Genomic DNA, 26663 nt, shown 5'->3' with positions numbered 1-26663 from the left:
TCGAATCGGCGGTCCGGGCGGAGACTGGGTTTCAGCGCGGCCCCAGGGGATCATGCATTCGCACGCTCGCCGCAGGGCCGCAGAAGGAGACAGGATGATCGACGACTCCATGGGCTTCAGGATGGTCCGAACCTTCGACGCCACGGCCCCGCAGGTGTGGGCGGCGTGGACCGACGCAGACGAGGCCGCACAGTGGTGGCATCCGCAGAGGATGACGACTCCCCGCGAGACCGTCGCGATCGACCCGAGGGTCGACGGTCGCTACACGTACACGATGGTCGATGACCAGACCGGCGAGAGCCATCCGACCGGCGGCGTCTATCGCGAGGTGGTCGAGGGCGAGAAGCTCGTCTTCACGTGGGGCAGGCCCGACTCCGACCCCGACGAGACCCCGGTGATCACCGTGACGATCACCCCGCTCGGTGAGCTCACGCGCCTGACCTTCGACATCCGCGGCGTGGACGGCATGAAGGGCGATGACAGCTACTGGGACGGGTGGGAGAGCGCACTGGACGAGCTCGCCGATCACCTCGGACAGACCGCTGTGCACGGCTGATCAGGGGTCCTCCAGGACCGCGTCGCGGCGATCAGCGCCGGGAGCGGAGGGGATGCGGCGACCAGACGTAGATCTGCGCGCACGCGAGCCCGAGCCACGTGAACTGCGCCAGGACGGCGATCCAGAGGAGGGCGACGCCGACCGGAGAGGTGCCCAGCGCCGCGCCCGCGAAGAAGCCCACGATCACCAGCACGCCGAGCACGATGCTCACGACCGCACGCCCCGGTGCCCCGATGCTCCGGCTCCAGGCGGCGTGTGCGAATGCGGCCACGGCGATCGCGAGGAAGCCGAGTGCTCCGAAGAGCAGATGCAGGATCCCGCTCAGCGTGAACTGCCCCCCGGTCGAACCGGGCGGGAACCCGGTGGCGGGGTCGGGGGTGAAGATCGCGCTCAGGATGAGTCCGCCGCCGTACACGATCACCAGCACGCCCATCGCCAGCCCGCGGCCGTTGCGGATCGCGCGCAGAATGCCGACGGCGGCGGCGATCGCCATCAAGCCGGTCAGGATGAGATTGGCGCGCTGGAGCCAGCCGAGGTCTCCGAGCGTGAGCAGTGACAGGGCGTGCCGGGTGAGATCGAAACCCGGCCTGGTCAGTGCGAGCACGAGGCCCACCACCACGTAGAAGGGCCCGGCGACGACGCCCCAGCCGAGCAGGCTGCGGGTGACGGCGGCGTCGCGGTCGAGGTCGGGATCGGCGGCCATGGGAGTCTCCTGCACTCTGGAGTGCATTAGTGCACTCGTGAGTAATCTAGCGGTATGCGGACGGGCACGCACGATCGGGATGGGCGTTGAGCGGGGGAGCCGAAGATCCGCGGATCGTCCGCTCGCGCGCACTCGCGCTCGACGCGGCGCGGCGGGTTTTCCTGGATGCGGGGTATCACGGCGCGACGCTGGAACGGGTGGCGGCGGAGGCGGGTCTGGCCAAGCGCACGATCTACAACCTGTACGCCGACAAGGACGCGCTCTTCCGCGCGACGATTCTGAGCGCCATCGCGATCGCGGAGGACTTCACGGCGTCGATCACCGCCGAGGTGCGCACCGTGCACGACGCGCAGCGCGATCTTCCGGCGCTCGCCGCGCGCCTTGCCGACGCAACCCTGCTCGGACCTGCGCTCGCCCTGCGCCGCCTCGTCATCATGGAGTCGATCCGGTTTCCCGAACTCGTCGTGGAGTACCGGGCGGGAGCGCCCGAGGCGGTGATGTCGGCGCTCGCCGCGCTCTTCTCGAGGATGTCGGCGGACGGGCTGATCCGCGAGTGCGTGCCGCGGGTGGCCGCCGAGCATTTCGCGTTCCTCGTGATGGGCGCCGACCTCGACCGTGGGACGTTCAGCGGCGAGCATCCCTCGGCCGACCGTGTGCGCACTCGCGCTCTCGCGGGAGCCGATGCGTTCCTGCGCGCGTACGCTGCCGATTCGGGATAGCCCGGGCCTGAGCATCACGCGGACGGTACCGGGTGTCGCCGTGTTACGGACGTGTTTCGGATCGCTCTGGCGTCCTGCTTATCGTCGTGGGGCACCGCGACGAGGCGAAGCGGGTGCGCGGCACCCGCCATGGCGGGGCACGATCCCGTCTCGCGGTGCTCGACCCACAAGGAGCACCATGTCCCGCAAGAGATTCCTGTCCGTCGCCGCGCTGGCACTTCCCCTCGCCCTGCTCATCTCCGGATGTGCCGGCTCCGCGAGCCCCGGCTCGACCGGCGACAGCTCGGACCCGATCCGGATCGGCGTCGTCGGTGCCGGCGACGCGTACTGGGAGACCTACAAAGAGGCCGCGGCCGCGGAGGGCATCAGCATCGAGCTGGTCGACTTCAGCGAGTACACGCAGCCCAACCCCGCACTTTCGGCGGATGAACTCGACCTCAACCAGTTCCAGCACATCATCTATCTGGCCACGTACAACGTGAACAGCGACGATGATCTGCAGCCGATCGGCTCGACGGCGATCTACCCGCTGGGGCTGTACTCGACGAAGTATGCTTCGGTCGCCGACATCCCCTCGGGCTCGACGGTCGCCGTCCCCAACGACGAGAGCAACCAGGCGCGAGGACTCCTGGTGCTGCAGTCCGCCGGCCTCGTCGAGCTCAAGGACGGCGGCTCGATCTTCTCGACCGTCGCCGATGTCGAGGCGAGCTCGAAGGTCAAGGTCGAGGCCCTCGATGCGGCGTTCACCGCGACGTCGCTGCCGGATGTCGCCGCTGCGATCATCAATAACGACTTCGTCCAGGATGCCGGTCTGACCTTCGACGACGCGATCGCGAAGGACGACCCGTCGGATCCGAAGGCGTTCCCCTACATCAACATCTTCGCCGCGAAGGCGGCCGACGCGAACAACCCGACCTACCTCAAGCTGGTCGAGATCTTCCAGACGAACAAGGACGTCCTCGCCGGCCTCCAGGAGGCGTCGGGCGGAACGGCCGTCACCGTCCAGACGCCGGCGACCGACCTCGTGGCCTCGCTCGCCGACGTCGAGAACGACATCAAGGCCAAGAAGTAGGTTCATGCCGGTGCGGCCCGTTCCACACGAACGGGCCGCACCGGCATGCCATCGCTCAAGGAGCTGCGAATGACCCTCATCCGACTCACCGACGTCACGAAGCGTTACCCCGCCACGACCAAGGACTCCGACCCGGTCGTCGCGGTCGACGCTGTCTCGCTGGACATCGCCGCGGGCGAGATCTGCGGCATCATCGGGTACTCCGGCGCGGGCAAGAGCACGGTGCTGCGCCTCGTGAACGCACTCGAGCAGCCCACGTCAGGGTCGGTCGAGATCGGTGGTCGCGACATCACGACGCTGCGCGAGAAGGAGCTGCGGTCGCTGCGCGGCGACATCGGAATGATTTTCCAGCAGTTCAACCTCTTCGACTCGCGCACGGTTGCGGGCAACGTCGCGTATCCCCTCGAGGTGGCGCGCCGATCGCGCGCCGAGATCAAGACCCGTGTGGCAGAGCTGCTGGAGTTCGTCGGACTCGCAGGCAAGGCGGGCAACTACCCCGAGCAGCTCTCCGGCGGCCAGAAGCAGCGCGTGGGCATCGCCCGTGCTCTGGCGACGAGCCCCCGCATCCTCCTCGCCGACGAGGCCACGAGCGCCCTCGACCCCGACACCACGCAGGAGGTCCTCGAGCTCCTGCGGAGAGTCAACCGGGACCTCGGCATCACGATCCTCGTCATCACCCACGAGATGGATGTGATCCGCACTCTCGCCGATCGGGTGGTCGTGATGGAGGGCGGGCGCGTCATCGAGAGCGGCGCCGTCTTCGACGTCCTGTCCGCTCCGCGGCATGCGGCTACCCGGCGATTCGTGGCGAGCATCATCGAGGACGTGCCGGTCGGCGCGCAGCTCGATACGCTGCGGTCCCGGCATCCCGGACGCATCGTGACATTCACGATCCGCGACGGCGACGTGACGCAGTCTGACGTGTTCGCGGCGCTCGCCGCGCAGGGCGTGCGGTTCGAGCTGATCCACGGCGGCATCAACGACATCCGCGGTCGTGTGTTCGGTCATCTCACGCTGGCGCTGGAGGGCGAGGCGGATGCTGTCGACCGCGCGATCACCGCCGCCTCGGCCTTCGCGCCGCTCATCGAGGAGGATGCTCGTGGATAGGCTCATCAGCCTGCTGCCCGAACTGTGGTCGGCGACATTCGAGACCCTGTACGTCGTCTCGCTCGCCCTCGTGTTCGGCGGGATCGCGGGGCTGCTGCTCGGTCTCGCGCTGTACGCGACACGACCGGGGAGCCTCTTCCCGCACCGCGCGGTGTTCGGCGTGCTCAACGTGATCGTCAACTTCTTCCGGCCGATCCCGTTCGTGATCCTGCTCGCGGCCGTCCAGCCGATCGCTCGCAGCGTCGGCATTCCCGGGATCGGGCCCGAGTTCGGCATCTTCGCGATCACGCTGGCCTCGATGTTCGCGATCAGCCGGATCGTGGAGCAGAACCTGCTCACCGTGCGCCCCGGCATCATCGAGGCGGCCCGCGCCGCGGGCGCGAGCCGGTCGCGCATCCTGTTCCGGCTCATTCCCCGCGAAGCGCTGGGCCCGCTCATCCTGGGCTACACGTTCATCGTGGTCGCGCTCGTGGACATGACCGCGATCGCCGGAGCCGTGGCCGCGGGAGGACTCGGCGAGTTCGCGATCGTCTACGGCTTCAAGCAGTTCAACCCGGTCGTGACCTGGGCGGCGGTGCTGATCATCATCGTCATCGTGCAGGGCGTGCAGTTCATCGGCAATGCGCTCGCTCGCCGGGTGCTGCGCCGCTGAGCGGTCGCCTTGCCGCCGCGGGTCCCTAGGGCTGCAGACGCTCCACGGCCCAGGCGCTCGCGGCCTCGCGGTCGCGCGTGAATACCAGCCGGTCGTGCAGGCGTGACGTGCGCCCCTGCCAGAACTCCACGCGCCACGGGCGCACGCGGTAGCCGCCCCACCGCGGCGGTCGCGGGACGTTCGTTCCCTCGGGGTAGCGGGCTTCGAGCTCGCGCACGCGCGCCTCGAGGTCGTCGCGCGAGGCGATCGGCTCGGACTGGGCGCTGGCCGTCCCGGCGATCCGTGAGCCGTGGGGGCGAGAGGCCCAGTAGGCGTCGGAATCGGCGTCATCCACCGGTTCGGCATCCCCCGTGACGATCACCTGCCGGTGGAGGGCGTACCAGGGGAAGAGCAGCGTCGTCACGGGGTGCGCCGCGAGGGCGCGCCCTTTGCGGGATGACCGGTCGGTGTAGAAGACGAAGCCGCCGGCATCCACTCCTCGTAGCAGCACCGTGCGGCTGGAGGGGATGCCGTCCTGGCCGATCGTGCCGACGACCATCGCGTTCGGCTCGTATACGCCCCGCTCGGCGGCGTCGACGAGCCAGCGCTCGAATTGCGCGATCGGGTCGCCGGCGAGATCGACCTCATCGAGACGCTCGACGCCGTAATCGGTGTGGCGGGACAGTGCGGCATCGGGATCGGTCACACCACGACGATAGACCGGCCAGGCTGCTCCGCGGCCGCGAGAGCGCGCAGCCGCTGAGCGATCGCACCGGCCACCCGGTCGGTCTGCCGCAAGGACAGGGAGTCCGACTTCGGACGGGTGAAGGCACCCGCCTCGGTCAGGGAGGTGAACGCACCGATGGCGAAGAGCCGTTCGTGCTGCGACCCGTCGGGAGCGATGACGCGGCCGTCGGCATCGGTCTCGATGCGGCCGAGCGACCCCGCGAACGACGCATCCGCAACACGGAACTCCCGCCCAAGCCCGGTCGCGAGGTCTCGTAGCGCGGCGTTCTGGCTGACGAGCGCGCCCGATCCGGGCAGCCACGCGTCCACGAGCGCCCGCGTCACGGTCTCGCCCGGCACCCGGGGGCTGGAGGCGACGAATCCGCGTTCGGGGATGACGCGCACCTGCACGTCCGGCCCGAGAAAGCGCACCACCCCCGCGTCCGCGAGCGCGATCAGCTCCTCGAGGCGGTGAGCGGGCGGGCCGCTGGCGACATAGCTGAAGAACGTGTGCCACGTGACGGGCAGATCGACCGCTCGTGAGCGGGCGCTCCACTTCTCGGGCGGCACGTCGGCGAGCGCGAGGAACGACAGGAGGATCGCGATGAAGACCGCCTGCGCGCTGCTGCGCTCCTGCGTCGTGCGCAGCGTCAGGTCGTCGCGGATGTGCGCGCGGATGCGGCGCTGCAGGTGATCGTCCGAGGCGAAGACCTCATCACCCAGAGGGCGATCCAGTGCCGGCACGTCGAACCGGTCGAGCGGATCCGGCACGAACTCCTCGGCTGCTCGCCGCAGCGCGTCGGTATCGCCGGCGTGATCGCGCAGCACCGCGGTGAACGCGCCCCACGTGCCGGTGACGCGGTCGGGGTGGCCGGTGAACAGCTCGCGGTAGTGACCCCAGACGAGCTCCTGGGCGATGAGCGGCCAGACATCCCGCGTGAAGTCCACCGAACCGGGGCGGGCGACCAGCTCCTGGACCGTCGAGGGGGTGAGCACGTGCAACCGGGGCGGGTCGCCCTGGATGACCGACGACACCTTGGACCGGTACGGCACGCCGCGGCGCGAGCCGATGTGGAGGCGCGGTTCCCGGCCGGACGGCTCGTATCGCAGCACGTCGTCTGTGCCGCGGTGGAAACGGCCGCCGCGACCTTCGGCCAGCAGCACGACGAGGTCGACGGCCGCGAGCCCCATGCCGCGCACGATCACGTCTTCGCCCGGGGCGAGCGCACTCAGGTCGGCATCGGCGGTGAACGCGGGCGGCACGTAGACCAGCTGCTCTCGGTCGGCCGCTGCGATCATCGCCGCGATCTCGTCGGCCGGCTCACGGCCGTTGTGCCCCACGGCGTAGACGACCAGGTCGGCTTCGAGCTCCGCAGCCGCCGCTGCGCCGCGGTCGAGGTGCACGGCATAGCCGTCACCCTCCGCGCGGAGCCCCGTGACGGTGGCTTGCACCCACCGCACGCTGGTGTTCCGCGGGGCACCGGCGACGGTCGTGCGCCAGAACCAGTCGAGGTAGGAGGACTGCAGTCGTCGCGTCGGGAAGCTGTCGCCCCGCAGGCTCTCGACCTCGGCGCGCACCCCGGCGTCGTCGATCTCGACCTCCGGCAGCATCCCGTCGCGAACCGACTCGGCCCAGGCGATGAGGGTCGGCCCGGGGCGCACGGGTCCCTCGATCGTGCACGTCTCGTCGGTGAAGACCGTGACGTCCTGCGCCATCGAGTTGAGCTTCAGCAGCGGTGACTGGTCGGCGCGCCAGATCCGCCCCGCACCCGGCGGGTACGGATCGATCAGGGTGATCTCCAGCGGCGACGCCGTCTCGCGAGCGAGCAGGCGCTCCAGCAGCATGACCGCTCGCGGTCCCGCACCGACCACCACGAGGCGCGCGGGTTCAGAGGGATCGTGCGGCGCGGCATCCGTCATCCTCAGGCCCCTCCTCCGGTGCTCGGTGCACGTCCTCCGGTGCTCGGTGCACGTCCCCACTGTCGAACCCGGGGCAGCCGATCTTCAAGTCGCGTCGTCACGGATCGTCAGATCAGGTCATCTCGCGTGATGTGGCGCGTCGCGGTGACCGCGGTGGTCGCTCGCAGGGTCCAATAGCAGGATGAGCAGATTCGTCCAGCAGTCCGAGATCGCCGACCCGTTCGTTCTGGAGGTCATCGATCGGCCCGAGCCGCACGCCGCACCCGGACAAGTGCGGGTGCGCGTCCGCGCCGCCGGGCTCAATCCGGTGGACTGGAAGATCGCGTCCCACCCGGAGGTCGCCGCTCACTTCGGCGTCACGGCACCGGCCGGATTCGGGAACGACTACGCCGGTGAGATCGACGAGGTCGGCGCCGGTGTCGAGGGCTTCGCGGTGGGGGACCGCGTCTTCGGCGGTGCCCGAGGGCGTGCCATCGCCGAGCATGTCGTTGTCACGATCGGTTCCGACACCCTCGCGCACACGCCGGCCGGGGTCTCGGACGAGGTCGCCGGCTCGCTGACCATCGCCGCGCGCACCGCCGACGCAGCGCTGAGGGTGGCGGCAGTCGCCGAAGGCGACACCGTACTGGTCGGAGGCGCGGCGGGCGGGGTGGGCGTGATCGTCGTGCAGCTCGCGGTGGCGAAGGGCGCGACCGTCATCGCGACAGCATCCGAGGGGAATCACGACTTCCTGCGCGGGCTCGGTGCGATCCCCACGACCTACGGCGACGGCCTGGCCGAACGGCTGCGATCGCTCGCGCCGAGCGGCGTGGATGCGGCGATCGACCTTCACGGCGTGGAGGCGGTTCACGCCGCACTCGAGTCGGGGGTCGATCCGCGGCGTATCGCGACGATCGCGGCCGGACCCCACCCGCCGGGGGGCGCGGTTCCGACCGGTGGACAGGATGCTGCTCCCGACGCGCTGGACCGGATCGCCCAGGCGATCGCCGACGGGGCTCTCGCCTTGCCGATCCAGGCGACCTTCCCGATCGAGCGGGTGAGCGAGGCGGTGGAGCTCCAGCGCGGCGGCCACGTGCGCGGGAAGATCGTCGTCACGGTCCCCTGAGGACGGTGCCGGCGCGTGAACGCGGTGCCGGTCCCTGAGCGCGGTGCCGGCTCCTGAGCGGGGTACCGGCTCCTGAGCGAGGTACCGGCTCCTGAGCGGGGTGCCGGTCGCTGCGGTCGCGCCCGTGCGCTACGCGGGTGTGCGCACCGCAGAGAACGTTGAACGCCGCCGCAGCGCGAAGCCGAGCCGTTCGTAGGCGGCGATCGCCCCGGTGTTCGTCGCGGCGGCATGCAGCAGCGCGCGGTCGCCGCGCGCCCGGATGTGGTGCGCGACGTCGAGGACGAGGCGCGATGCGAGGCCCTGACGGCGATAGTCGGCGTCGGTCGCGACCGCGCTGATCTCGGTCCACCCCTCCGGATGCAGCCGCTCGCCGGCCATCGCCACGAGCCTGCCCTCACGGCGGATGCCGATGTACCGGCCCAGTTCGTAGGTCCGCGGCCGGAAGGGGCCTGGCTGGTTGCGTTCGACGATCGCCAGCATCTCGGGAACATCGTCCGCCCCGAGCACGATCGCCTCCTCATCGGGCCGCGTGCACAGCGCGTCCGTCTCGACGAGCTGTACGCCCTCGCCCTGGCCGATGATCTCCCACCCGGGCGGGAACACGGGGTCGGCACCCGAGATGCCGATCTCGGCGCCGGGGGCGACGATGTGCGTGAGTGCGTCCCACACGCGCGGGTCGTCCCACGACCTGACCGCGACGAACGGCGCGACATCCTCCGGGTAGCGGCGGGCGATGTCATCACCGATCGCGAAAGACGCGTGCGGGCCGGTGAGAGCGTGCCATGCGGCGTTGTCGAGGACGATCGCATCCTCGTGGGGGACGACGTGCAGTGAACTCGCCATGGGTGCCTTTCCGCCGGATCGGACCGACGTGACGTCTACGGGGCAGGGGCGCCGACGGCGTCCCCCGTTCACGCTACGAGATCCGCGCGGCGCCTCGGGCCGGAAGTTCCCGCATTACCGCGTGTAACGGAGCATGTCCACGCTTGACGCACTCGCTGACGGCCCGCTCGGCGGTGCGTCACGCTCGAACCCACGAGGTCTCAGGGCCACCGCATCCACATCGCGTCCATCCCGCATCCACCCCCGACCGAAACAAGCAGGAGCACTCATGGGTTCATCACCTCAGCCGTCGTCATCCCGGCTGCGCATCGGCGTCGCCCTCGAGGGGGCCGGCTGGCATCCCGCCGCCTGGCGGGAACCCTCGTCACGTCCTGACGAGCTGTTCACGGCGGACTACTGGGTGGATCAGGTCACCACAGCCGAATCGGGGCTCATCGACTTCGTGACGATCGAGGACTCGCTCGCCCTCCAGTCGTCGGAGTTCTTCGACGCCGATGATCGCACTGACGAAGTGCGGGGCCGCCTCGACGCGCTGCTCATCGCATCGCGGGTGTCGCCGGTCACCTCGCGGATCGGCCTGATCCCGACCGTCACCGCGACGCACACCGAGCCGTTCCACGTCTCCAAGGGCATCGCCACGCTCGACTACACGAGCGAAGGACGGGCCGGGTGGCAGGTCAAGGTCTCGGGCCGCGCCGACGAAGCCGCGCACGTCGGTCGCCGTTCGCACCCCGGGCCGGCCGTCGACCCGAGCGATCCCGCCTTCGCGGAATTCGTCACCGAGCTGTTCGACGAGGCCGCGGATGTCGTCGAGGTGGTCCGGCGCCTGTGGGACAGCTGGGAGGACGACGCCGAGATCCGGGATGTCGCGACCGACCGCTTCCTCGACGCCGCCAAGGTGCACCAGGTCGACTTCGAAGGCCGCTGGTTCAGCGTCCGCGGGCCGGCCATCACGCCTCGCCCGCCGCAGGGCCAGCCGGTCGTGGCGGCGCTCGCCCATGCCGAGGTGCCCTATCGGCTCGCGGCGAAGTCGGCCGACATCGTCTTCGTCACGCCGTCCGACGAGGCGCGCGCCCGGTCGATCCTCGCCGAAGTGCGCGCGGCCGAGCGCGCCGAGGAGCGCGAGGGAGAGCCGCTGCAGGTGTTCGCCGATCTCGTCGTGCTGCTGGATGAGGCCGGGGGCGAGCTCGCCGCCGACCGCCTCGCCCGGCTCGACGGACTCGGGAGACCGCTGAGCTCCGACGCGCGGGTGTTCACCGGGTCTGCGCGCGGGCTCGCCGATGTCATCGCGTCGCTGGGTGAGGCCGGCTATGCCGGCGTGCGCCTGCGCCCCGGAGTCGCCACCGACGACCTTCCGCGAATCTCACGAGACCTGACTGCCGAACTGCGAGCTCGCGGCCTCTTCCACGACGAGTACGAGTCCGACACACTGCGGGGCCTGTTCGGTCTGCCCGAAGGCTTCCCCAGCCGCTATGCCGCCGCCTGCGCGGCCTGAACCTCGAGGAATTCTCCATGCCCAGCACACCGCGCAAGCAGATCATCCTCGCCGCGTACGTCGGCGGCGTCAACGAGCACACCCTGTGGGAAGACCCCGATGCGGGCAGCCAGATCGCGTTCTCGACGTTCCGTCACGTCGCGCAGACCGCCGAGCGAGGTCGCTTCGACTACTTCTTCCTCGCCGAAGGCCTCGCGCTGCGCGCGCGTGCCGGTGAGGTCTTCGACCACGACATCGCCGGTCGCCCCGACACGCTGCCGGTGCTGGCGGCGATCGCGGCCGTCACCGAGCACATCGGGCTCGTCGGCACGCTCAACGCGACGTTCAACGAACCGTACGAGCTCGCGCGGCAGATCGCGAGCCTCGACCACCTGTCGGGCGGTCGGGCGGGCTGGAACGTCGTGACGTCGTTCGACGCGTTCACGGGTGCGAATTTCCGCCGAGGCGGATTCCTCCCGCACGCCGACCGCTACGTCCGTGCCGAAGAGACCGTGGCCACGGTGCGCGAGCTCTGGGATTCGTGGGCCGACGATGCGATCGTCGCAGACAAGGCATCCGGCGTCTTCCTCCGGGAGTCGGACGCCGGCGCCTTCGCCCACCACGGCTCGCAGTTCGACATCGAAGGCCGCTTCACGGTTCCGCGGAGCCCGCAGGGGCGCCCGGTGATCGTGCAGGCCGGCGTCTCGCCGCAGGGCCGCGACTTCGCGGCCTCGACGGCTGACGCGATCTTCTCGCCGTACTCGACACTCGCCGAGGGGAAGGCCTTCTCCGCCGACATCAGGGAGCGCGCGACGCGGTTCGGTCGCCGGCCCGACGACATCAAGATCATCCCCGCCGCCGGCTTCGTGCTCGGCGACACCCTCGCCGAGGCCGAGGAGAAGGCGCGAGACATCCAGGAGCGGCAGTTGAGCGATCGTACGATCCAGGTGACCTTCGAACAGGTGTGGAACCGCGACCTCTCGTCGTACGACCTCGACGGGAGGCTCCCCGACATCGAGCCGGATCCGCAGGCACCGCCGATCATCCAGGGGCGTGCGTTCATCTTCCAGGATCGGTTCGAGACGGTGCGGAGATGGCGGGAGCTCGCCGACGCCAAGGGGCTTACGCTCCGGGGCCTCGCGCACGAGATCGCCGGGCGGGCCGGGTACGTCGGCACCCCCGAGCAGGTCGCGCAGCAGCTGGACGACTTCGTGCAGGAGGACGGCGCGGACGGTGTCGTGCTCGGCTCGCACCTCGTGCCGTCGGGGCTCGACGAGTTCGTCGACCGCGTCGTCCCGCTGCTGCAGGAGCGCGGATCGCTGCGCGCCGACTACGAGGGCACGACCCTCCGCGACAACCTCGGACTCCGGGTTCCCGGGCGCGCTGCGCTCGCGGGCGCCCGCTGACCCCCGCCCCCGCATCCCTCTCTCGCCGAGCCGGCCCTCTCTCGCCGAGCCGGCCCTCTCTCGCCGAGCCACCCCTGTGCCGACGTCGGTACCTGGCCGGTTCGGCGGGAAGAGGGTGGCTCGGCGGATGCGTGCGGCGCACGGGGGTGGGGAGCGGGATGCGTGCGGCGCACGGGGATGGGGGAGCGGGGTGGGTGCGGCGGGCGAATGCGGAGGTTCGGCGCGACGCGCCCAGCGCCGGCCTGCCCGTGTTACCGGCGATTTCCGTCGATGAGGAGGGCCGAGCGCCGACCGGCGAGACTGAGAGGGTGACTCACTCGGACGCCTCCTGGTCTCTGCTGCAGGTGGACTGGCATGACGAGCGCGCGATCGCGTTGCGCGCTGCGATGGACGACGAACTCGGCGCGCGGTACGCCGATCGGTTCGACGAGTTCGATGCCGAGACGATCGAGCGGTTCGACCGCGACTTCGCCGTGGACCCCGAGACGATCGTGGCGACCGTGCTCGTGGTCGATCCGACCGGCGAGGCGGTCGGGCACGCGGCGCTCCGCGCGCTCGGCGACGAACTCGAGGTCAAACGCGTGTTCGTGCGCACCTCGGTTCGGGGGCGCGGGGCCAGTCGGGCCCTGATGGGCGAGCTCGAGCGGATCGGCCGCGAGCGCGGCGCACGCCGGCTCATCCTGCAGACCGGCGACCGGCAGCAGGATGCGGTCACGCTGTACGAGCGCATCGGCTACACGCCGATCCCGATCTTCGCCCCCTACCTCGGCTTCGACTTCTCGCTCTGCTTCGAGAAGGCTCTCGGGCCCGCATGACCGAGTCGATCGATGTCGCGGTCATCGGTGCGGGCGCGATGGGCGCCGCCGCCGCGTGGCACCTCGCGCGCGGAGGGGTCTCGATCGAGGTCTTCGAGCAGTTCGAGCCCGGGCACGCGCACGGCGCGTCGCACGGGACCACCCGCAACTTCAACGTCTCGTACGACGAGCCGGGCTACCTCGCCTGGCTGAGGGACGCACGCGGACTGTGGCGCGAGCTCGAGGCAGAATCCGGCCTTCCCCTCCTGACCACGAGCGGCATCGTCAACCACGGTCCGGCCAGGGATCTCGCACTCGTCGCCGCCGCGATACGGGCGGGCGGCTTCGCCGCCGACATCCTTCCTGCCGACGAGGCGGCGAGGCGATGGCCGGGCTTCCGATTCGAGGGCGATGTGCTCTACACGCCCGACGCGGGGCGCCTCGACCCCGCCGCCGCGGTCAGGGCACTCCTGGACGGAGCCGCGGCCCGAGGTGCGGCGGTCTCGTGGCGCACCCCCGTGACCGATCTGCGGATCCTCGACGACGATCGCGTGCAGTTCACCGTCGACGGCGTGGACGGAGCGCGGACGATCCGCGCCCGTCGCGTCGTCGTCGCAGCAGGCGCCTGGAGCACGTCATTGATCGGGCGGATCGCGGGGACGGCCCTTCCGACCCTCCGGGTCACGCAGGAGCAGCCGGCCCACTTCGCTGTGCGAGACGAGTCGCTCGAGTGGCCCGGGTTCAACCACGGACCCGCCGCGGATGACCCGGCGACCGCATGGTTCCCGACGGGCGTCTACGGGATGCTGTCTCCCGGCGAGGGAGTCAAGGCGGGGTGGCACGCCGCCGGCCCCGAGATCGACCCCGATCGACGAAGCTACATTCCGGATCCTGCGCTGACCGCCGCCATCGTGCGCTACGCCCGCGAGTGGCTGCCCGGCGTCGACCCCGACAGCTTCACCGAGACGACGTGCACCTACACGTCGACCCCCGACTCGAGGTTCTTCCTCGATCGCATCGGCCCCGTCGTGATCGGTGCGGGCTTCTCGGGCCACGGATTCAAGTTCACGCCCGTGATCGGGCGAGTGCTCGCGGGGCTGGCCCAGCGGGACTGACTCGAAGGTTCTCCGGATCGACCTACGACGACCGAGCCGTGCGGCCCGGTCATCGACCGGGCCGCACGGGTGGATCAGGACTTCGGAAGCCCTGGCGGGTTGACGACCGACTCGTCGATCCCCTCGGACTCGAGCCCCCACGCCTCGAGTACGTCCTGATACTTGCCGTCGGCGATGAGCGCGTTCAGGACGATGCTGACCGGTTCGATCAGGCCGTTGCCCTTCGCCGTTCCCGCTGCGATGTTGGCAGCCAGCGGCCAGCCACCCGGGATGATGCCGACGAGCTTGGTCTGACCCGTCTCGCGCGCCGCCCACGCCGACGTGGCGTTGGGGCCGAAGTTGGCGTCCACACGGCCCGACTCCAGGGCGAGCGTCGCTGCGGCGTTGTCGTCGTAGTACTGCAGCTCGGCCGGTGCTTTCCCGGCGGCGGCGAGTTCTTCGTTCCACTTCAGCAGCACCTGCTCCTGGTTCGTGCCCGAGCCGACCACGATCTTGAGGCCCGAGATGTCTGCCGCTTCCTGGATCTTGTCGATCTTGCTGTCGGCGCGGACGTAGAAGCCGAGCAGGTCCTGGCGGTAGCTCGCGAAGTCGTACAGCTCCTTGCGCTCCTCGGTCACGGTGACGTTCGCGGTGATCAGGTCGTACTTGCCCGACTGGATGCCGAGCGGCCAGTCCGCCCAGGCGACGACGACCGGGTTGTACTCGAGGCCCAGGCCCTCTGCGATCAGCTTGCCGATGTTCGGCTCGGTGCCGGCGGGCAGCGTCTCGCCCTCCGGCACATAGCTGAGCGGCGGAACGAAGGCGCCGACGGCGACGGTGAGCTTGCCCGGCGTGGCGGGCGTGAAGCCGCTGGCCTTGAGCGCCGCGACGGCCTCGGGTACGGGATCCGTGTCGACCCAGGTGATCTCGTCCGTCGTCGTGTTCCCAGACGCGGACGCGGAGGGCGCCGGTTCGGCCGCCGCCTCTGCGGGGCGATTGAGCGTGACCGCCGTCACGATGCCCACGATCGCGACCAGGGCGACCGCTGCCGCTCCGATCGTGATGCCTTGCTTTCTGCTGAGTGCCATTTCTGTGTTTCTCCTTGGTGAGTGCTGCGGTGGGATGCTGCGGGTGCAGGTTCGGGTCGTGCGGGGCGTCAGCCCAGCACCTTGGCCAGGAACTCCCGCGTGCGGGGGTTCTGGGGATTGACGAGCACGTCGGAGGGCGGGCCCTGCTCCACGACGACGCCGTGGTCGAGGAACACGACGCGGTCCGATACCTCGCGGGCGAAGCCGATCTCATGGGTCACGATGATCAGGGTGGTTCCGAGCTGGGCCAGGTCGCGGATCACGTCGAGCACCTCGCCGACCAACTCGGGGTCGAGCGCGCTCGTCGGCTCGTCGAACAGCAGGACCTTGGGCTTGAGCGCCAGCGCACGGGCGATCGCGACGCGCTGCTGCTGGCCGCCGGACAGCTGCCGGGGGTACGCGGACGCCTTCTCGGCGAGCCCGACCCGGTCCAGCAGCCCCAGTGCCGACGTGCGGGCGTCGTCCTTGCTCAGCCGCTTGAGGGCGATCGGCGCCTCCGTGACGTTCTCGAGCGCGGTCAGGTGCGGGAACAGGTTGAAGCTCTGGAAGACGATCCCCACCTGCGTCCGGCGCTGGAGGATCTCGCGCTCGCGGAGCTCGTGCAGTCTGTCGCCGCGCAGCTCGTAGCCGATCAGCTCACCGTCGACGGTCACCGATCCGCTGTCGACGCTCTCGAGGTGATTGATCGTACGCAGGAGCGTCGACTTCCCCGACCCGCTCGGCCCGAGGATCGTGACGACCTCACCCGGTTCGATCGTCAGATCGATGCCCGAGAGCACCTCCACGCCTGCGTAGCTCTTGCGGACGTTGTGGATCTCGACGAGACCGCTCGTCGCGGTGGGTTCCACCGTGGCTGCGATGGTGCTCATCACAGACCCCCCTCGTTCTTCGCGGTGGCTGTCGTCGCGATGGTCGTGTCACGTCGGGTTGCGGGATCGGCGGCGGGCGCAGCATCCCCTCCGGAAAGAGGAGGAGGCGCGGGGGCGTCTCCGAGGCGCGCCCACTGGATGCCGATCCAGCCCCGCGCGCGCTGCAGCGGGGTGGGCGGCAGGGTGCGCACCGAACCCCGGGCGTAGTGCCGCTCGATGTAGTACTGCGCGATGCTCAGGATCGTCGTGATGATCGTGTACCAGACGACCGCGACCAGGAGCAGCGGGATGACGCGGCTGTTGCGGTTGTAGATGACCTGCACCGCGTAGAAGAGCTCGGGGATCGCGATCACGAACACGACGGATGCTCCTTTGACCAGCCCGATCACCTCGTTGGTCGCATTCGGGATGATCGAGCGCATGGCCTGCGGGAGGATGATGCGGAAGAGCCGCGTGCTCGCGGGGATGCCGAGTGCGGCCGCCGCCTCCTGCTGGCCCTGGTCGACCGAGATGAGCCCGCCGCGGATGATCTCGGCGGAGTAGGCGGCCTGATGCAGGCCCAGACCGAGGATGGCCGCGGCGAACGCGCTGATCAGCTGGACGGTGGGGAACTCGACGATCCAGAAGTCGGTGGTGAAGGGCGTGCCCAGCCCGAGCGTGGGATACAGGTACCCGAGGTTGTACCAGACGATGATCTGGACCACGAGTGGAACCGAGCGGAAGAACCAGATGTACCCCCACGCCGCCGCACTGAGCAGGGGCGACTTCGAAAGGCGTCCGAGGGCGATCACGGTCCCCAGGACGAAGCCGATGATCGCCGAGATCGCGGTGATCGACAGCGTGTACCCGATTCCGATCAGGACGGGCTCGGAGAAGAAGTACTGGCCGAACGTGTCCCACATGTAGCGGTCGTTCGTGAACAGGCTCCAGACGAACTGGGCGAGGACGAAGATGATGATCGCCGCGATGGTCCAGCGCCACCAGTGGCGGGTGTGCACGACCTTCACCGCGCCGAGGTCGACCTTGCGCCGCGTGTTCACGTTCGCCGGGGCGCTCGGTGCGCCTGATGGCGCCGGAGCGGTGCCCGGCTGCGCAGGAGCCTCCCGGACGGATGCGGCGACGGTGTGCGGCACGACGTGGCTGTTCACGACGGTGTCGGTCATGATGCTCCTCGTTCTCGAACGGCACCGGATGCGCCGTGGCCGCAAACGTAGGTGCGGGGTGGTGGCCGTCGCCCGCATCGGATTCATGTGCCGCAATGCACCGATACACGCCGTAACACGGGTGCCGCGGCTCCTGCGGAGGCGGTCGGAAGGTCTACCTCGTCGTCATGTGACGCGCGATGTCGCGCATCGGATCCCGGCTTCCTGAGCGGTGATAGCGTCTGCCGACATGAGCCCGATCACCGCGCTGCTCGCGCTCGCCGCCCTCGTGGTGGCGGCGGTGCTGTTCGCTGTCGTGGCGCGGCGCCGCGATGGACGCTCACGTCGCGTCCGCATCGCAGACGCGGTCGAACCAGCCGTCGTCGGGCTCGACCGCTGGGGCGACCGCGCGACGCTGCTGCAGTTCAGCACCGAGTTCTGCGCCCGCTGCCCGGGCGTCCACCGCACCCTCGCGGCGGTGGCCGACGCGCAGGACGGCGTGGAGCACGTCGATGTCGACCTCACCCACCGCGCCGATCTGGCCACGCGTTTCCACGTGCTCCAGACACCGACCACGCTCGTGCTGGATCGGCACGGCGTCATCCAGACCCGGTTCGGCGGCGTCGTGACCCGTGCCGCCGTCCAAGCCGAACTCACCCGCGTCGGAGGAGTCCATGATGTCCACGTCTAGCCCCACCTCGCCCGCCACCGCCGATCGCCCGAAAGGGATCGACCCGCGAGGGCCGCGCTTCGCCGCCGGGATCACGTCGGTGCTCGTGCTGATCGCCACATTCCTCTCGGCGATCGGCATCTCCACCGCGTTCGTGAACGGCAGCTGGGCGATCTCCGATGCGTCGCTGGCCCAGCGCGCGAGCGATCCCGGCTTCATCCTGTTCGTGATCATCGCTCTGCTGTTCCTGTGGGCGGTGCTCTCACCCGCGACACAGCCCTACGGCTGGCTGTACCGCACGTTCGTGCGGCCGCGCCTCAAGCCCCCCGCAGAGCTCGAAGACCCGAGGCCGCCGAGGTTCGCACAGGGTGTCGGCCTGTTCGTCGTCACCATCGGTCTGGTGCTGCACCTGCTGGGCGTTCCGCTGGCACTGCCGATCGCCGGCGCCGCCGCGTTCATCGCCGCGTTCCTGAACGCCTCGATCGGGCTCTGCCTCGGCTGCCAGCTGTACCTGGTCCTCGCCCGCGCGGGATTCATCGGCCGGAGCGCCCGCCCCGCCTGACGACGGGTCGGAAAACGGTGTCAGAGGTCGTGACCCGCCGGGGCCTCAGTGCTCGTGGACGGGCCGCGCGTCTTCCGCGAGTTTGAACGCGAGGCGCCCGTGCGCGTAGCCGCCGCCTGCGCGGATCGCGGTGGCGACCCAGGCGGCCTCGGCGAGCTCGGCCTCGGTAGCTCCCGCCTTGACGGCATTCTGCGAGTGCCCGTCGATGCAGTAGACGCACTGCGTCGTGATCCCGACGGCGAGTGCGATCAGCTCGCGGTACTTGAGCGGGATCGCGCGCCCTTCCGGCGCGAAGACGGCCTGGTCGAAAGCGGCGAACGCCGCCAGGATGTCGGGCGTCTCGTTCTTGTAGACCTTCGTGTAGGTCTTGTCGGCCGCGCGGTCGAAGTAGTCGGACATCGTGCTCTTTCCTCTGGGTGGTCTTCGGGGCGCTGACGGGCGACGCGCCCGCGTCAGGGGTGCTCGATCCTCGAGTGCTCGCCCAGGTGGTGCCACTGGCGGTTCACATAGACCAGGCCGCGACCGGAGTGCGTGTCGGGCACGTTGACCTGCACCGCGTGCGCGACGAACACGGTCGATCCGCCCGCGTCGAATCGATTGAGGACGCGGGCCCTGATCCATCGCGGAACGCCGTGGAACACGGGTTCTCCGGTGACGAGCCTGGTCCAGGCATCCGTGTCCGCGAAGCGGTCGATGCCGCTCGTAGCCCCGAGCTGCGCGAGCGGCAGCTGGTCGGCTTCGAGCAGGTGGACGACGACTGTCTCGGCCGCCGCGAGGGTGGGCGCGCTCGACGAGAGCGCCGAGACCGAGAAGACGAGCAGCGGCGGGTCGACGCTCACCGACGCCACGGACGTGGCGGTGAGGGCCACGGGCCCGTCACCGGCGTCGGCGGTGATGAGCGAGACGCCGCCGGGATGCTCGCGGAACGCGCTCTTGAAATCGTCGGCCGAGACGATTCCGAACGAACGGCCGGACGAGTGCGCGAGATGCTCCGCCGAGGCGTCCGCGGGTGTGCCGTGCGTCATGATTCCTCCGTCAGTCGTTGCCCTTCGAGCTTGCTGCACGACGAGGGGATCGGTGACGACTCCCGTCACGTGCGTTCACACACGGCACCAACCACCCGTCCGCGTGTGCGCGAATGTTGCGGCGCGTCTCGCCGGGTTGCTCCATGTTTCACCCGCCCGCGACGGAGCGGTGCAGATCAACCACCCTCGAGGTATGACCCCCCTCATCAGCGTCGGCGCTCTCGCAGAGCGCATACCGCGGGGGAGCGTGCGCCTGCTCGATGTGCGGTGGCGGCTGGATGCGCCGGAGGGCCGTGTTTCGTATGTCTCAGCACATCTGCCTGGGGCGGTCTACGTCGATCTGGAGCACGAGCTGGCCCAGCGCGGGCATCCCGAGCTGGGGAGCTATCCGCCGCCCACGTTCGCGCAGCTCGAGCGATCGGTCCGGCGCTGGGGGATCGATCAGGGCGATGTCGTCGTGGCCTACGACGACAACGACGGCGTCCCGGCCGCGCGAGCCTGGTGGCTGCTTCGCCGGCAGGGTTTCGAGGTCCGCGTGCTGGACGGTGGCCTGCGCGCCTGGGTGGCCGAGGGCCTCCCGATCGAACAGGGAGACGTGGCCCCGCCGCCGGGGAACGCGCAGATCGCCGACGTCGATCCCGGGGTCGCATCCATCGACGATGCGGCCCGGGCGCCCCGGCGGGGGTTCCTCGTCGATGTGCGTTCACCCGAGCACTATCGGGGTCGTGTCTCCGGCCGGGATCCGGTGGCGGGGCACATCCCCGGCGCGATCAACCTGCCCACCGTCGCGCACATCTCCTCGATCGGGACGCTCAAGTCCGCGGAGGAGATCCGCGCGACCGTCGCGGCGGCCGGCATCGACGCGCGTTCCGACATCGTGCTGTACTGCGGCACCGGGATCGCCTCCGCCCACTCCGCTCTGGCTCTCGCCTCCGCCGGGATCGAGACGCGGATTTTCACCGGGTCATGGAGTCAATGGGCGCTGCTGTCCAGTCGGCCGGTCGCGGTCGGCTCCCAGCCCGCCGCGGCGCTGAGGGGTGCCTGAGCGCCGCGCGACTCAGCACCACGCGGGCGAGACCGGCGGTCCTGTTCGCCTACGACGTCTGTCGGGTGCCCGCCAGATAGTCGACGAGCGTGAGGGGTGGCGTTCCGGTGATGTCGAGGACATCGGTGGTGACCTCCGCGAGCTCACCGGCGGCGATCGCGGTGTAGGTGCTGACCCAGGCATCGTTCTGCCAGTCGGGGGCGTTCCACTTCGCTCGCGACGCGTATGCCTCGTCCAGGGTCTCGTCGTGGAACCGCACCGTGCGCCCCGTATCTCGGGTGAGAATCGCTGCCACCTCGTCGAGGGTCAGCGCCTCGGAACCCGTGAGCGTGTAGGTCCGTCCCGCGTGCGCAGCGGGGTCGAGGAGGACGCGGGCGGCGGTGCGCGCGATGTCCGCACGGGTGACCGCGGCGACGCGCCCGTCGCCTGCCGGCCCTCGGATCACGCCGTCGTCGCCGACGAGCGCAGGCAGGAAATCGAGGTACAGGCTGTCGCGCAGCATCGTCCACCGCATGCCTGACGCCTTGATGCGCTCCTCGGTCGCATATTGGTCGCGCGCGAGCGTGAAGGTCGCGTCGGGTGCGGCGTTCTGGAACGAGGTGTAGACGATGTGCTGCACGCCGGCGTCTCGCGCGGCATCCACGAACGCGAAATGCTGGGCGAGGCGGTCGGCGCTCTCGGAGGCCGAGACCATGAACAGCACGTCGATCCCCTCGAGTGCGGATGCTGCGGCCGCCGTGTCGTCGTAGCTGCACGCGACAGCGGCCGAGCCGGGGAGCCGCGGCGCACGATCCGGCGTGCGCGCCAGCAGTCGCAGCTGTGCGCCGGCGGCGGAGAGGAGGGAGGCGACCTGGGCGCCGAGCAGGCCGGTGCTTCCGGTGATCGCGAGGGGCGGATTGCTCATGGGGCTCTCCCGGGTGGGGTGGAGGTGAGGCGGCGTGAAGGGGGCTCGACGCGGAGTCTAGCCCGCACGGCCGGCGTCCCGGCTGTCCCGGGACCGGCCACGATTGTGAGCGAGGCAGCGCCGGTTCCTAGACTCGACGATGGTGCTGCTCAACGACGTGCTGCTCAACGACGTGCTGCTCAACGACGTGCTGCTCAACGACGTGCTGCTCAACGACGTGCTGACGGCGTCGGCGAATCATCAGGGACAGGACAGACCACCATGCGGCAGCGACTCCGTTCGAACATCGACAACCTGCACCTCGCGCTGATGCTGGGGCTGACCTTCTCGACCGGTGTGGTCGACGCCGTCGGCTACCTCGGGCTCGACAAGGTGTTCGCGGGCAACATGACCGGCAATGTCGTGATCCTCGGCATGGCGATCGCGGGCGCCGACGACCTGCCGTGGGTGGGTCCGCTGCTCGCCCTGTTCGCATTCATGCTGGGTGCGGTGGTAGGCGGAAGGGTGCTTCGCCCGGTCGCGGCCGGATGGACGACCCGCACCACCTCGCTCATCGCCGCGGTCGGCGTCATCCTCGCCGGCCTCGCCGTGGCCATGTTCGTTCTGGGCGGCAGGCCGCCGCAGCCGTGGGAGCTCGTGATCACCGTCTTGCTCGCCGCATCGATGGGCCTGCAGGCGGCGACCGCCCGGCACATCGCCGTGAAGGATGTCACAACGGTGGTCGTCACCTCGACGATCACGGGCTTCGCCGCCGATTCCCGCCTGGCCGGGGGCAAGGGTCAGCCGTGGTTCCGCCGGGCTGCGGCGATCATCCTGATCGCCGCGGGGGCGGGTATCGGCGCTCTGCTGCTCATGGTCCACATCGCGTGGGGCGTCGCGCTGGCGGCGATCGTCACCCTCGCGGCCGCGCTGCTCGGGCACATCGCGGCACACGTGAAGCACGCCGAGTAGCCGAGCCGGAACGTGCCGGAGCGACCGCCCGGCGACGCGAGGGCGAAGCTCTCAACGCCGCAGCTCGGCGGGCGCGGCGAGGTGGCGGAGCTTGTCGGGATTGGCGATCGAGTACACGCGAGTCACTCGACCGGCGTGCACGGTGAGGCTCACGATCCCGATGAGGATCCCGTCGAATTCCATCCGGATGCCGGGCTGACCGTTGACCCAGGTCGCCACGGCCGCGATATGACCGTGCGCCTTCGCGAACCCGCCGACGAGATAGCGCGCGAGACGATCAGACCCGACGATCGGGCGCCGAGCGGCGCCGCGTACCTTTCCTCCGCCATCAGCGATCGACACGACGTCCGGGGCGAGCACCGCCATGAGACCTTGCAGATCGCCGTTGTTGAGTGCCACGACGAGGCGCGCGACCACCTCTTCGTGTTCCGTGCGCTCCACGCGCATTCTCGGGCGCCGGGCCGAGACGTGCTCTTTCGCGCGATGCGCGATCTGCCGGACCGCCGAGGGCGTCTTGCCGACGGCATCCGCGATCTCCTCGTAGGGCACATCGAAGACCTCGCGCAGAACGAAGACCGCCCGTTCGGCCGGCCCGAGCGTCTCGAGCACGGTCAGCATGGCGATCGAGACGCTCTCGGCGAGCTCGATGTCGTCTGCCACGTCCGGGCTCGTCAGGAGCGGCTCGGGGAGCCACTCGCCGATGTAGTCCTCGCGCCGGCGGGTGACCGTGCGCAGATGGTTGAGCGACTGGCGTGTGACGATCTGCACGAGGTACGCGCGCGGTTCGCGGACGTCGCTGCGCTCGACCGATGCCCACCGCAGCCAGGACTCCTGGAGCACGTCTTCGGCGTCCGCCGCGGAGCCGAGCAGCTCGTACGCGACGGTGAAGAGAAGGCTCCGATGGACGACGAACGGATCGTCGTCGGTGGGTACGACACCGCTGCTCATTCCGGTGAGCCTACGCCGGGGCCGACGCTGATCCCGGGGCAGAGGCCGAGGTCGCGCCGACGTTGGTCGCCACCGCCCGCACCTCGAAGGGGCGGCAGGCCGCACGCGTCTGCGAACTGCTCCGAGTGGATGCCCAGCGCGAGGTTCATCCGCGCCGACATGTTCATGAATGCCACCCGGGCGGCCAATTCGATCAGAGCGGGTGCGCCGAGCTCGGCCAGGAGCGCGTCTGAGAGCTCGTCGGTGACTCGAGGAGGGGTCAGGCTCGCCGCTTCGGCGTACTCCATCACCCTGCGTTCGAGGGGAGTGAAGACACCCGAGTCACGCCAGCGCACCACCTCGCGCACCTTCGTTTCGTCGAGACCATGGTCATGCGCGAGGAAGTAGTTCAGGTCCAGGCAGAAGCTGCAGCCGACCGTGGCAGCCGCCGCCATCCCGGCGTAGGAGGCGAGATTCGGATCGAGATCGTGCCACTTGGCGATCCTGCCGCCGACCCCCAGAGCCTCCTTCATGACTGCGCGGTTGTTCCAGAGCACTCCGAGCGAGTCGGGCACCCGACCGCTGATCCGGCGTGCGATGTACTTCACGACCGCTCCGGATATGCCGGTGACGGGCCGCGGAGGGATCCGGTTGGGTGCGTTCATGGCGAGCTCCTGTGTCGATGATCCGTGGGTTCGACATGAAGACACCGGCCGCGCCGCGTCTGTGACAGCGGGGTACTACGACCATCGGGCAATGGTGCAGTGCGTCGTGGCGGCGGAGTCTGGATACACAGGGCGCGGGATCACCGGAAGCGCCACATCCGGCCGGAACAGGCCAGAATCGAGGAGGACACCTCATGAAGCGAATTCTGATCGGCGCCGTCGTACTCGCGCTCGCCGCCGTGCCCGCGATCATCGGACTCTGGGGCAACGCGTCGTTCTCGCAGGAGGTGCCCGTGCGCGTTCCGGCCTCGGGGCAGATCGCGACACTCGCCCCCACTGCGTCGGCGACGCCTTCGCCCAGCCCCCGTGCATCGGACGACGATGCCGATGACAATGGCGGGGACATCCCTCGCGACCAGCGCGTCGAGCCGGGCGATGACCGCGATGTGCAGGGCGGGTCGTCCACCGGCAACGGCTCGGATGACAGCGGCTCCGGTTCGAGCAACAGCGGTTCCGGTTCGAGCAACAGCGGTTCCGGGTCGGACGACGGCGGTTCGCACGGCGGCGGGAACGGCGACGACAACGGTGACCGCCACGGTGGCCATGGGAGCGATGACTGAGTGACGACCGACGCGCACGCTTCTGCCCCGACCGGCCATGCCGTTGTCGGGGCGGGCGGCGTGCCGTGGGTCACCGTCGCGCAGGGCGACGCCGCCGTGTCCCCGCCCGAGCCGCTGCGCCCGCGCCGCGTGGTGCTGCGCCTCTCCCTGGCGCTCGTGGCGGCGGTCGTGGTGGTCGCGGCGCTCGGGGCGATCGCGGCGCAGCTGCTGGCCGAACGCCAGTCGGTCAACGACGCGGCGAGCCGAGCCGACCTCCTGGCCGAGGCGATCGTCCAGCCCGCGCTCACGGATGCGCTCGCCGACGGCGACGCCGCGGCCGTCGCGGCTTTCGATGCCCTCGTACGCGAGCAGGTGCTGGGCCAGAGCGTGGTGCGCGTGAAGCTGTGGCAGCCGGACGGACAGGTCGTCTACGCCGACGAGCCGCAGCTCATCGGTCGCTCGTTCCCGCTCAGCGCGGATCAGCGGGCTGCGCTGTCGGCCCCGCAGGTTCGTGCAGAGGTGTCGGACCTGTCCAGCTCGGAGAACCAGTTCGAGTCCGGAGGCCGCCTTCTCGAGGTCTACCGGCCGGTGTGGGCCCCGGATGGTCGCGAACTGCTGTTCGAGATGTACTCCCCGTACGCCCCCGTTGCCGAGAGGTCGGCCGAACTGTGGCGCGGGTTCGCCGGCATCACCATCAGCAGCCTGCTGCTGCTCGCGGCGCTCGCCGCCCCGATCATCTGGCGCCTCCTGCGCCGCACGCGCGAAGACGATCGGCAGAGGGCGACGCTGCTGCAGCACGCGGTGGATGCCTCGGATGCCGAACGCCGGAGGATCGCCGCGACGCTCCATGACGGTCCCGTCCAGGAGCTCGTCGCGACGACGTTCGCCGCCGAGAGCGCGGCGGCCACCGCAGCCGCGTCCGGGGATTCGGCCGTGGCCGACGACGTGCGGGCGGTCGCCGCATCCGTCCGCGGCAACATCCGCGTCCTGCGTTCACTGCTGGTGGACATCTACCCCGCCAGCCTCGCCGCTGCCGGCCTTCCGCAGGCGCTTCGCGACCTCGCCGACGGTGCGCGTGGTCGTGAGGTGGTCGTGCAGGTCGAGCTGGCGGATGACGTCCGGATGCTGTCGGACGCCGAGCAGCGCCTGGTGTACCGCGTGGCGCAGGAATGCGTTCGCAATGCGGTCGCGCACGCGGCCCCGTGCCGGGTGACCGTGCGTCTGGCCGCGGAGGGCGACCGCGTCGTGCTCGATGTGACCGACGACGGCCCGGGCTTCGCAGCCGAGACGCTGCAGGACCGCGCACCGGGGCATCTGGGCACACAGGTTCTCGCCGACCTGGTCCGCGAGGCGGGGGCGACGCTCCTGCTCGCGACTCAGCCGGGTGCGGGCACGCGGTGGCGCCTGGTCGTTTCGCCCACCGGTGCGGCGGCATCCGTATGATCCGGGTGCTCGTCGTCGACGACCACGCCATGGTGCGGGCGGGCCTGGCCGCCGTGCTCGCCGCGGACGGAGACATCGAGGTCGTCGCGCAGGCGGCCGACGGCCGGGCGGCGGTGGTCGAAGCGGCCGCGTCTATGCCCGACGTGGTGCTGATGGATCTGTCGATGCCGGTCCTGGATGGGGTGGCCGCCACCCGCGCGGTGCTCGCCGAGGTCACCTCGACGCGCGTCGTCGTGCTCACGTCCTTCGCCGATCACGAGCGCGTGCGCAGTGCTCTGGAGGCCGGCGCGGTCGGGTATCAGCTGAAGGATGCCGAGCCCGACGCGCTCCGCGATGCCGTGCGCGCCGCGGCGAGCGGTCATGTTCCGCTGGACGCCCGGGTCGCCGGGGCCCTGCTGCCACGGGTGGGCGATCCCGCCGATTCGCTCAGCCCCCGCGAGCGCGAGGTGCTGCTGCTCGCAGCGCAGGGGCAGGCGAACAAGCAGATCGCCCGCACGCTCGGCATCACCGAGCGGACGGTGAAGGCGCACCTGGGCAGTGTCTACCGCCAGCTGGGCGTGCCCGATCGCACGAGCGCGGCGCTGTGGGCCCGGGATCACCTCGCGTAGTGCCCCTGGGGTGAT

The 26663-nt window shown here is 70.1% G+C and carries 30 protein-coding genes; 18 read left to right on the top strand and 12 right to left on the bottom strand.

Translation table 11 applies throughout. The features are described 5' to 3' along the window. Positions 1 to 94: 94 nt before the first annotated feature. The gene (locus F6B43_RS07750; RefSeq protein ID WP_211368057.1) at positions 95 to 556 is read left to right on the top strand and encodes an SRPBCC family protein; all 462 of its coding nucleotides are present in this window, start codon (positions 95 to 97) and stop codon (positions 554 to 556) included. Positions 557 to 587: 31 nt separating this feature from the next. Here F6B43_RS07750 and F6B43_RS07745 read toward each other — a convergent pair whose 3' ends face one another. Next, a complete protein-coding gene (locus F6B43_RS07745) occupies positions 588 to 1259 on the bottom strand; it encodes a DUF998 domain-containing protein (RefSeq protein ID WP_150448221.1) in 672 nt (223 codons plus the stop codon). 86 nt (positions 1260 to 1345) lie between these two features. On the opposite strand from F6B43_RS07745, the gene F6B43_RS07740 reads away from it, so the two are divergent. The 4 genes from F6B43_RS07740 to F6B43_RS07725 all read left to right on the top strand — a co-directional run bounded on the left by F6B43_RS07740 (position 1346) and on the right by F6B43_RS07725 (position 4809). Next, positions 1346 to 1978 carry a TetR/AcrR family transcriptional regulator gene (locus tag F6B43_RS07740; RefSeq protein ID WP_150448220.1) on the top strand — a complete coding sequence of 211 codons (633 nt, stop codon included), beginning with the start codon at positions 1346 to 1348 and terminating at the stop codon, positions 1976 to 1978. Between the two features lie 178 nt (positions 1979 to 2156). Beyond that, the gene (locus F6B43_RS07735; protein WP_150448219.1) at positions 2157 to 3050 is read left to right on the top strand and encodes a MetQ/NlpA family ABC transporter substrate-binding protein; all 894 of its coding nucleotides are present in this window, start codon (positions 2157 to 2159) and stop codon (positions 3048 to 3050) included. Positions 3051 to 3119: 69 nt separating this feature from the next. Beyond that, positions 3120 to 4157, top strand: coding sequence for a methionine ABC transporter ATP-binding protein (locus tag F6B43_RS07730; protein WP_150448218.1), 1038 nt, complete (start codon positions 3120 to 3122; stop codon positions 4155 to 4157). After that, the gene (locus tag F6B43_RS07725) at positions 4150 to 4809 is read left to right on the top strand and encodes a methionine ABC transporter permease (protein ID WP_150448217.1); all 660 of its coding nucleotides are present in this window, start codon (positions 4150 to 4152) and stop codon (positions 4807 to 4809) included. The genes F6B43_RS07730 and F6B43_RS07725 overlap by 8 nt, the downstream gene beginning before the upstream one ends. Before the next feature lie 25 nt (positions 4810 to 4834). Here the strand turns inward: F6B43_RS07725 and pdxH are convergent, their stop codons facing one another. Further along, on the bottom strand, positions 4835 to 5494 hold the full coding sequence (pdxH, locus tag F6B43_RS07720) for a pyridoxamine 5'-phosphate oxidase (protein WP_150448216.1): 660 nt from the start codon (positions 5492 to 5494) through the stop codon (positions 4835 to 4837). Next, the gene (locus F6B43_RS07715) at positions 5491 to 7434 is read right to left on the bottom strand and encodes an FAD/NAD(P)-binding protein (protein WP_150448215.1); all 1944 of its coding nucleotides are present in this window, start codon (positions 7432 to 7434) and stop codon (positions 5491 to 5493) included. The genes pdxH and F6B43_RS07715 overlap by 4 nt, the downstream gene beginning before the upstream one ends. 181 nt (positions 7435 to 7615) lie before the next feature. Between F6B43_RS07715 and F6B43_RS07710 the strand changes: the two genes are divergently transcribed. Further along, a complete protein-coding gene (locus tag F6B43_RS07710) occupies positions 7616 to 8539 on the top strand; it encodes an NADP-dependent oxidoreductase (RefSeq protein ID WP_150448214.1) in 924 nt (307 codons plus the stop codon). A 129-nt stretch (positions 8540 to 8668) separates the two neighbouring features. Here the strand turns inward: F6B43_RS07710 and F6B43_RS07705 are convergent, their stop codons facing one another. Next, positions 8669 to 9382 carry a GNAT family N-acetyltransferase gene (locus F6B43_RS07705; protein WP_150448213.1) on the bottom strand — a complete coding sequence of 238 codons (714 nt, stop codon included), beginning with the start codon at positions 9380 to 9382 and terminating at the stop codon, positions 8669 to 8671. Positions 9383 to 9650: 268 nt separating this feature from the next. On the opposite strand from F6B43_RS07705, the gene F6B43_RS07700 reads away from it, so the two are divergent. The 4 genes from F6B43_RS07700 (at position 9651) to F6B43_RS07685 (ending at position 14171) form a co-directional block, all read left to right on the top strand. After that, a complete protein-coding gene (locus tag F6B43_RS07700) occupies positions 9651 to 10877 on the top strand; it encodes an LLM class flavin-dependent oxidoreductase (RefSeq protein ID WP_150448212.1) in 1227 nt (408 codons plus the stop codon). A 17-nt stretch (positions 10878 to 10894) separates the two neighbouring features. Next, entirely contained in the window at positions 10895 to 12262 is a 1368-nt protein-coding gene (locus tag F6B43_RS07695) for an NtaA/DmoA family FMN-dependent monooxygenase (RefSeq protein ID WP_150448211.1), read from the top strand. Positions 12263 to 12570: 308 nt separating this feature from the next. Beyond that, positions 12571 to 13077: a GNAT family N-acetyltransferase gene (locus F6B43_RS07690; protein ID WP_246159842.1), complete on the top strand. Its 507-nt coding sequence runs from the start codon at positions 12571 to 12573 to the stop codon at positions 13075 to 13077. Then, positions 13074 to 14171 carry an FAD-dependent oxidoreductase gene (locus F6B43_RS07685; protein ID WP_150448210.1) on the top strand — a complete coding sequence of 366 codons (1098 nt, stop codon included), beginning with the start codon at positions 13074 to 13076 and terminating at the stop codon, positions 14169 to 14171. The genes F6B43_RS07690 and F6B43_RS07685 overlap by 4 nt, the downstream gene beginning before the upstream one ends. Positions 14172 to 14245: 74 nt before the next feature. On the opposite strand, the gene F6B43_RS07680 is transcribed toward F6B43_RS07685, so the two are convergent. The 3 genes from F6B43_RS07680 to F6B43_RS07670 all read right to left on the bottom strand — a co-directional run bounded on the left by F6B43_RS07680 (position 14246) and on the right by F6B43_RS07670 (position 17270). Beyond that, positions 14246 to 15238, bottom strand: coding sequence for an ABC transporter substrate-binding protein (locus F6B43_RS07680; protein ID WP_150448209.1), 993 nt, complete (start codon positions 15236 to 15238; stop codon positions 14246 to 14248). Between the two features lie 68 nt (positions 15239 to 15306). Beyond that, the gene (locus F6B43_RS07675) at positions 15307 to 16107 is read right to left on the bottom strand and encodes an amino acid ABC transporter ATP-binding protein (RefSeq protein ID WP_150448208.1); all 801 of its coding nucleotides are present in this window, start codon (positions 16105 to 16107) and stop codon (positions 15307 to 15309) included. Next, a complete protein-coding gene (locus tag F6B43_RS07670) occupies positions 16107 to 17270 on the bottom strand; it encodes an amino acid ABC transporter permease (protein ID WP_150448207.1) in 1164 nt (387 codons plus the stop codon). Before F6B43_RS07670 ends, F6B43_RS07675 begins: the two co-directional genes overlap by 1 nt. Before the next feature lie 229 nt (positions 17271 to 17499). Between F6B43_RS07670 and F6B43_RS07665 the strand changes: the two genes are divergently transcribed. Both F6B43_RS07665 and F6B43_RS07660 read left to right on the top strand, forming a co-directional pair. After that, entirely contained in the window at positions 17500 to 17940 is a 441-nt protein-coding gene (locus F6B43_RS07665) for a TlpA family protein disulfide reductase (protein WP_150448206.1), read from the top strand. Beyond that, the gene (locus tag F6B43_RS07660; RefSeq protein WP_150448205.1) at positions 17927 to 18481 is read left to right on the top strand and encodes a DUF4395 domain-containing protein; all 555 of its coding nucleotides are present in this window, start codon (positions 17927 to 17929) and stop codon (positions 18479 to 18481) included. The genes F6B43_RS07665 and F6B43_RS07660 overlap by 14 nt, the downstream gene beginning before the upstream one ends. A gap of 45 nt (positions 18482 to 18526) precedes the next feature. Here F6B43_RS07660 and F6B43_RS07655 read toward each other — a convergent pair whose 3' ends face one another. Then, positions 18527 to 18880, bottom strand: coding sequence for a carboxymuconolactone decarboxylase family protein (locus F6B43_RS07655; protein WP_150448204.1), 354 nt, complete (start codon positions 18878 to 18880; stop codon positions 18527 to 18529). A gap of 53 nt (positions 18881 to 18933) precedes the next feature. Further along, positions 18934 to 19506, bottom strand: coding sequence for a flavin reductase family protein (locus tag F6B43_RS07650; protein WP_150448203.1), 573 nt, complete (start codon positions 19504 to 19506; stop codon positions 18934 to 18936). 193 nt (positions 19507 to 19699) lie between these two features. Between F6B43_RS07650 and F6B43_RS07645 the strand changes: the two genes are divergently transcribed. Continuing rightward, entirely contained in the window at positions 19700 to 20551 is an 852-nt protein-coding gene (locus tag F6B43_RS07645; RefSeq protein WP_150448202.1) for a sulfurtransferase, read from the top strand. A 49-nt stretch (positions 20552 to 20600) separates the two neighbouring features. Here F6B43_RS07645 and F6B43_RS07640 read toward each other — a convergent pair whose 3' ends face one another. Continuing rightward, positions 20601 to 21455 carry an SDR family oxidoreductase gene (locus F6B43_RS07640; RefSeq protein ID WP_150448201.1) on the bottom strand — a complete coding sequence of 285 codons (855 nt, stop codon included), beginning with the start codon at positions 21453 to 21455 and terminating at the stop codon, positions 20601 to 20603. 139 nt (positions 21456 to 21594) lie between these two features. Here F6B43_RS07640 and F6B43_RS19570 point away from each other — a divergent pair, with 139 nt between their 5' ends. Then, complete coding sequence (locus F6B43_RS19570; RefSeq protein WP_170285588.1) at positions 21595 to 21765, top strand: hypothetical protein; 171 nt, start codon at positions 21595 to 21597, stop codon at positions 21763 to 21765. After that, entirely contained in the window at positions 21717 to 22406 is a 690-nt protein-coding gene (locus F6B43_RS07635) for a YoaK family protein (protein ID WP_150448200.1), read from the top strand. The genes F6B43_RS19570 and F6B43_RS07635 overlap by 49 nt, the downstream gene beginning before the upstream one ends. Positions 22407 to 22457: 51 nt before the next feature. Here the strand turns inward: F6B43_RS07635 and F6B43_RS07630 are convergent, their stop codons facing one another. Both F6B43_RS07630 and F6B43_RS07625 read right to left on the bottom strand, forming a co-directional pair. Next, positions 22458 to 23354: an RNA polymerase sigma-70 factor gene (locus tag F6B43_RS07630; protein ID WP_150448199.1), complete on the bottom strand. Its 897-nt coding sequence runs from the start codon at positions 23352 to 23354 to the stop codon at positions 22458 to 22460. Beyond that, a complete protein-coding gene (locus F6B43_RS07625) occupies positions 23351 to 23998 on the bottom strand; it encodes a carboxymuconolactone decarboxylase family protein (RefSeq protein WP_150448198.1) in 648 nt (215 codons plus the stop codon). Before F6B43_RS07625 ends, F6B43_RS07630 begins: the two co-directional genes overlap by 4 nt. Positions 23999 to 24192: 194 nt before the next feature. Between F6B43_RS07625 and F6B43_RS07620 the strand changes: the two genes are divergently transcribed. From F6B43_RS07620 to F6B43_RS07610, 3 genes are read left to right on the top strand one after another with little or no spacing between them, the layout of a single operon-like run. Further along, positions 24193 to 24618 (top strand): hypothetical protein, encoded by a 426-nt coding sequence (locus F6B43_RS07620; protein ID WP_150448197.1) that lies wholly within the window; start codon positions 24193 to 24195, stop codon positions 24616 to 24618. Continuing rightward, the gene (locus F6B43_RS07615; protein ID WP_150448196.1) at positions 24619 to 26040 is read left to right on the top strand and encodes a sensor histidine kinase; all 1422 of its coding nucleotides are present in this window, start codon (positions 24619 to 24621) and stop codon (positions 26038 to 26040) included. Next, positions 26037 to 26648 carry a response regulator gene (locus F6B43_RS07610; protein ID WP_150448195.1) on the top strand — a complete coding sequence of 204 codons (612 nt, stop codon included), beginning with the start codon at positions 26037 to 26039 and terminating at the stop codon, positions 26646 to 26648. Before F6B43_RS07615 ends, F6B43_RS07610 begins: the two co-directional genes overlap by 4 nt. Positions 26649 to 26663: the final 15 nt, after the last annotated feature.

Source organism: Microbacterium rhizomatis (genome assembly GCF_008710745.1).
GTDB lineage: Bacteria > Actinomycetota > Actinomycetes > Actinomycetales > Microbacteriaceae > Microbacterium > Microbacterium rhizomatis.
This window is presented reverse-complemented; position numbering and strand designations above follow the sequence as displayed.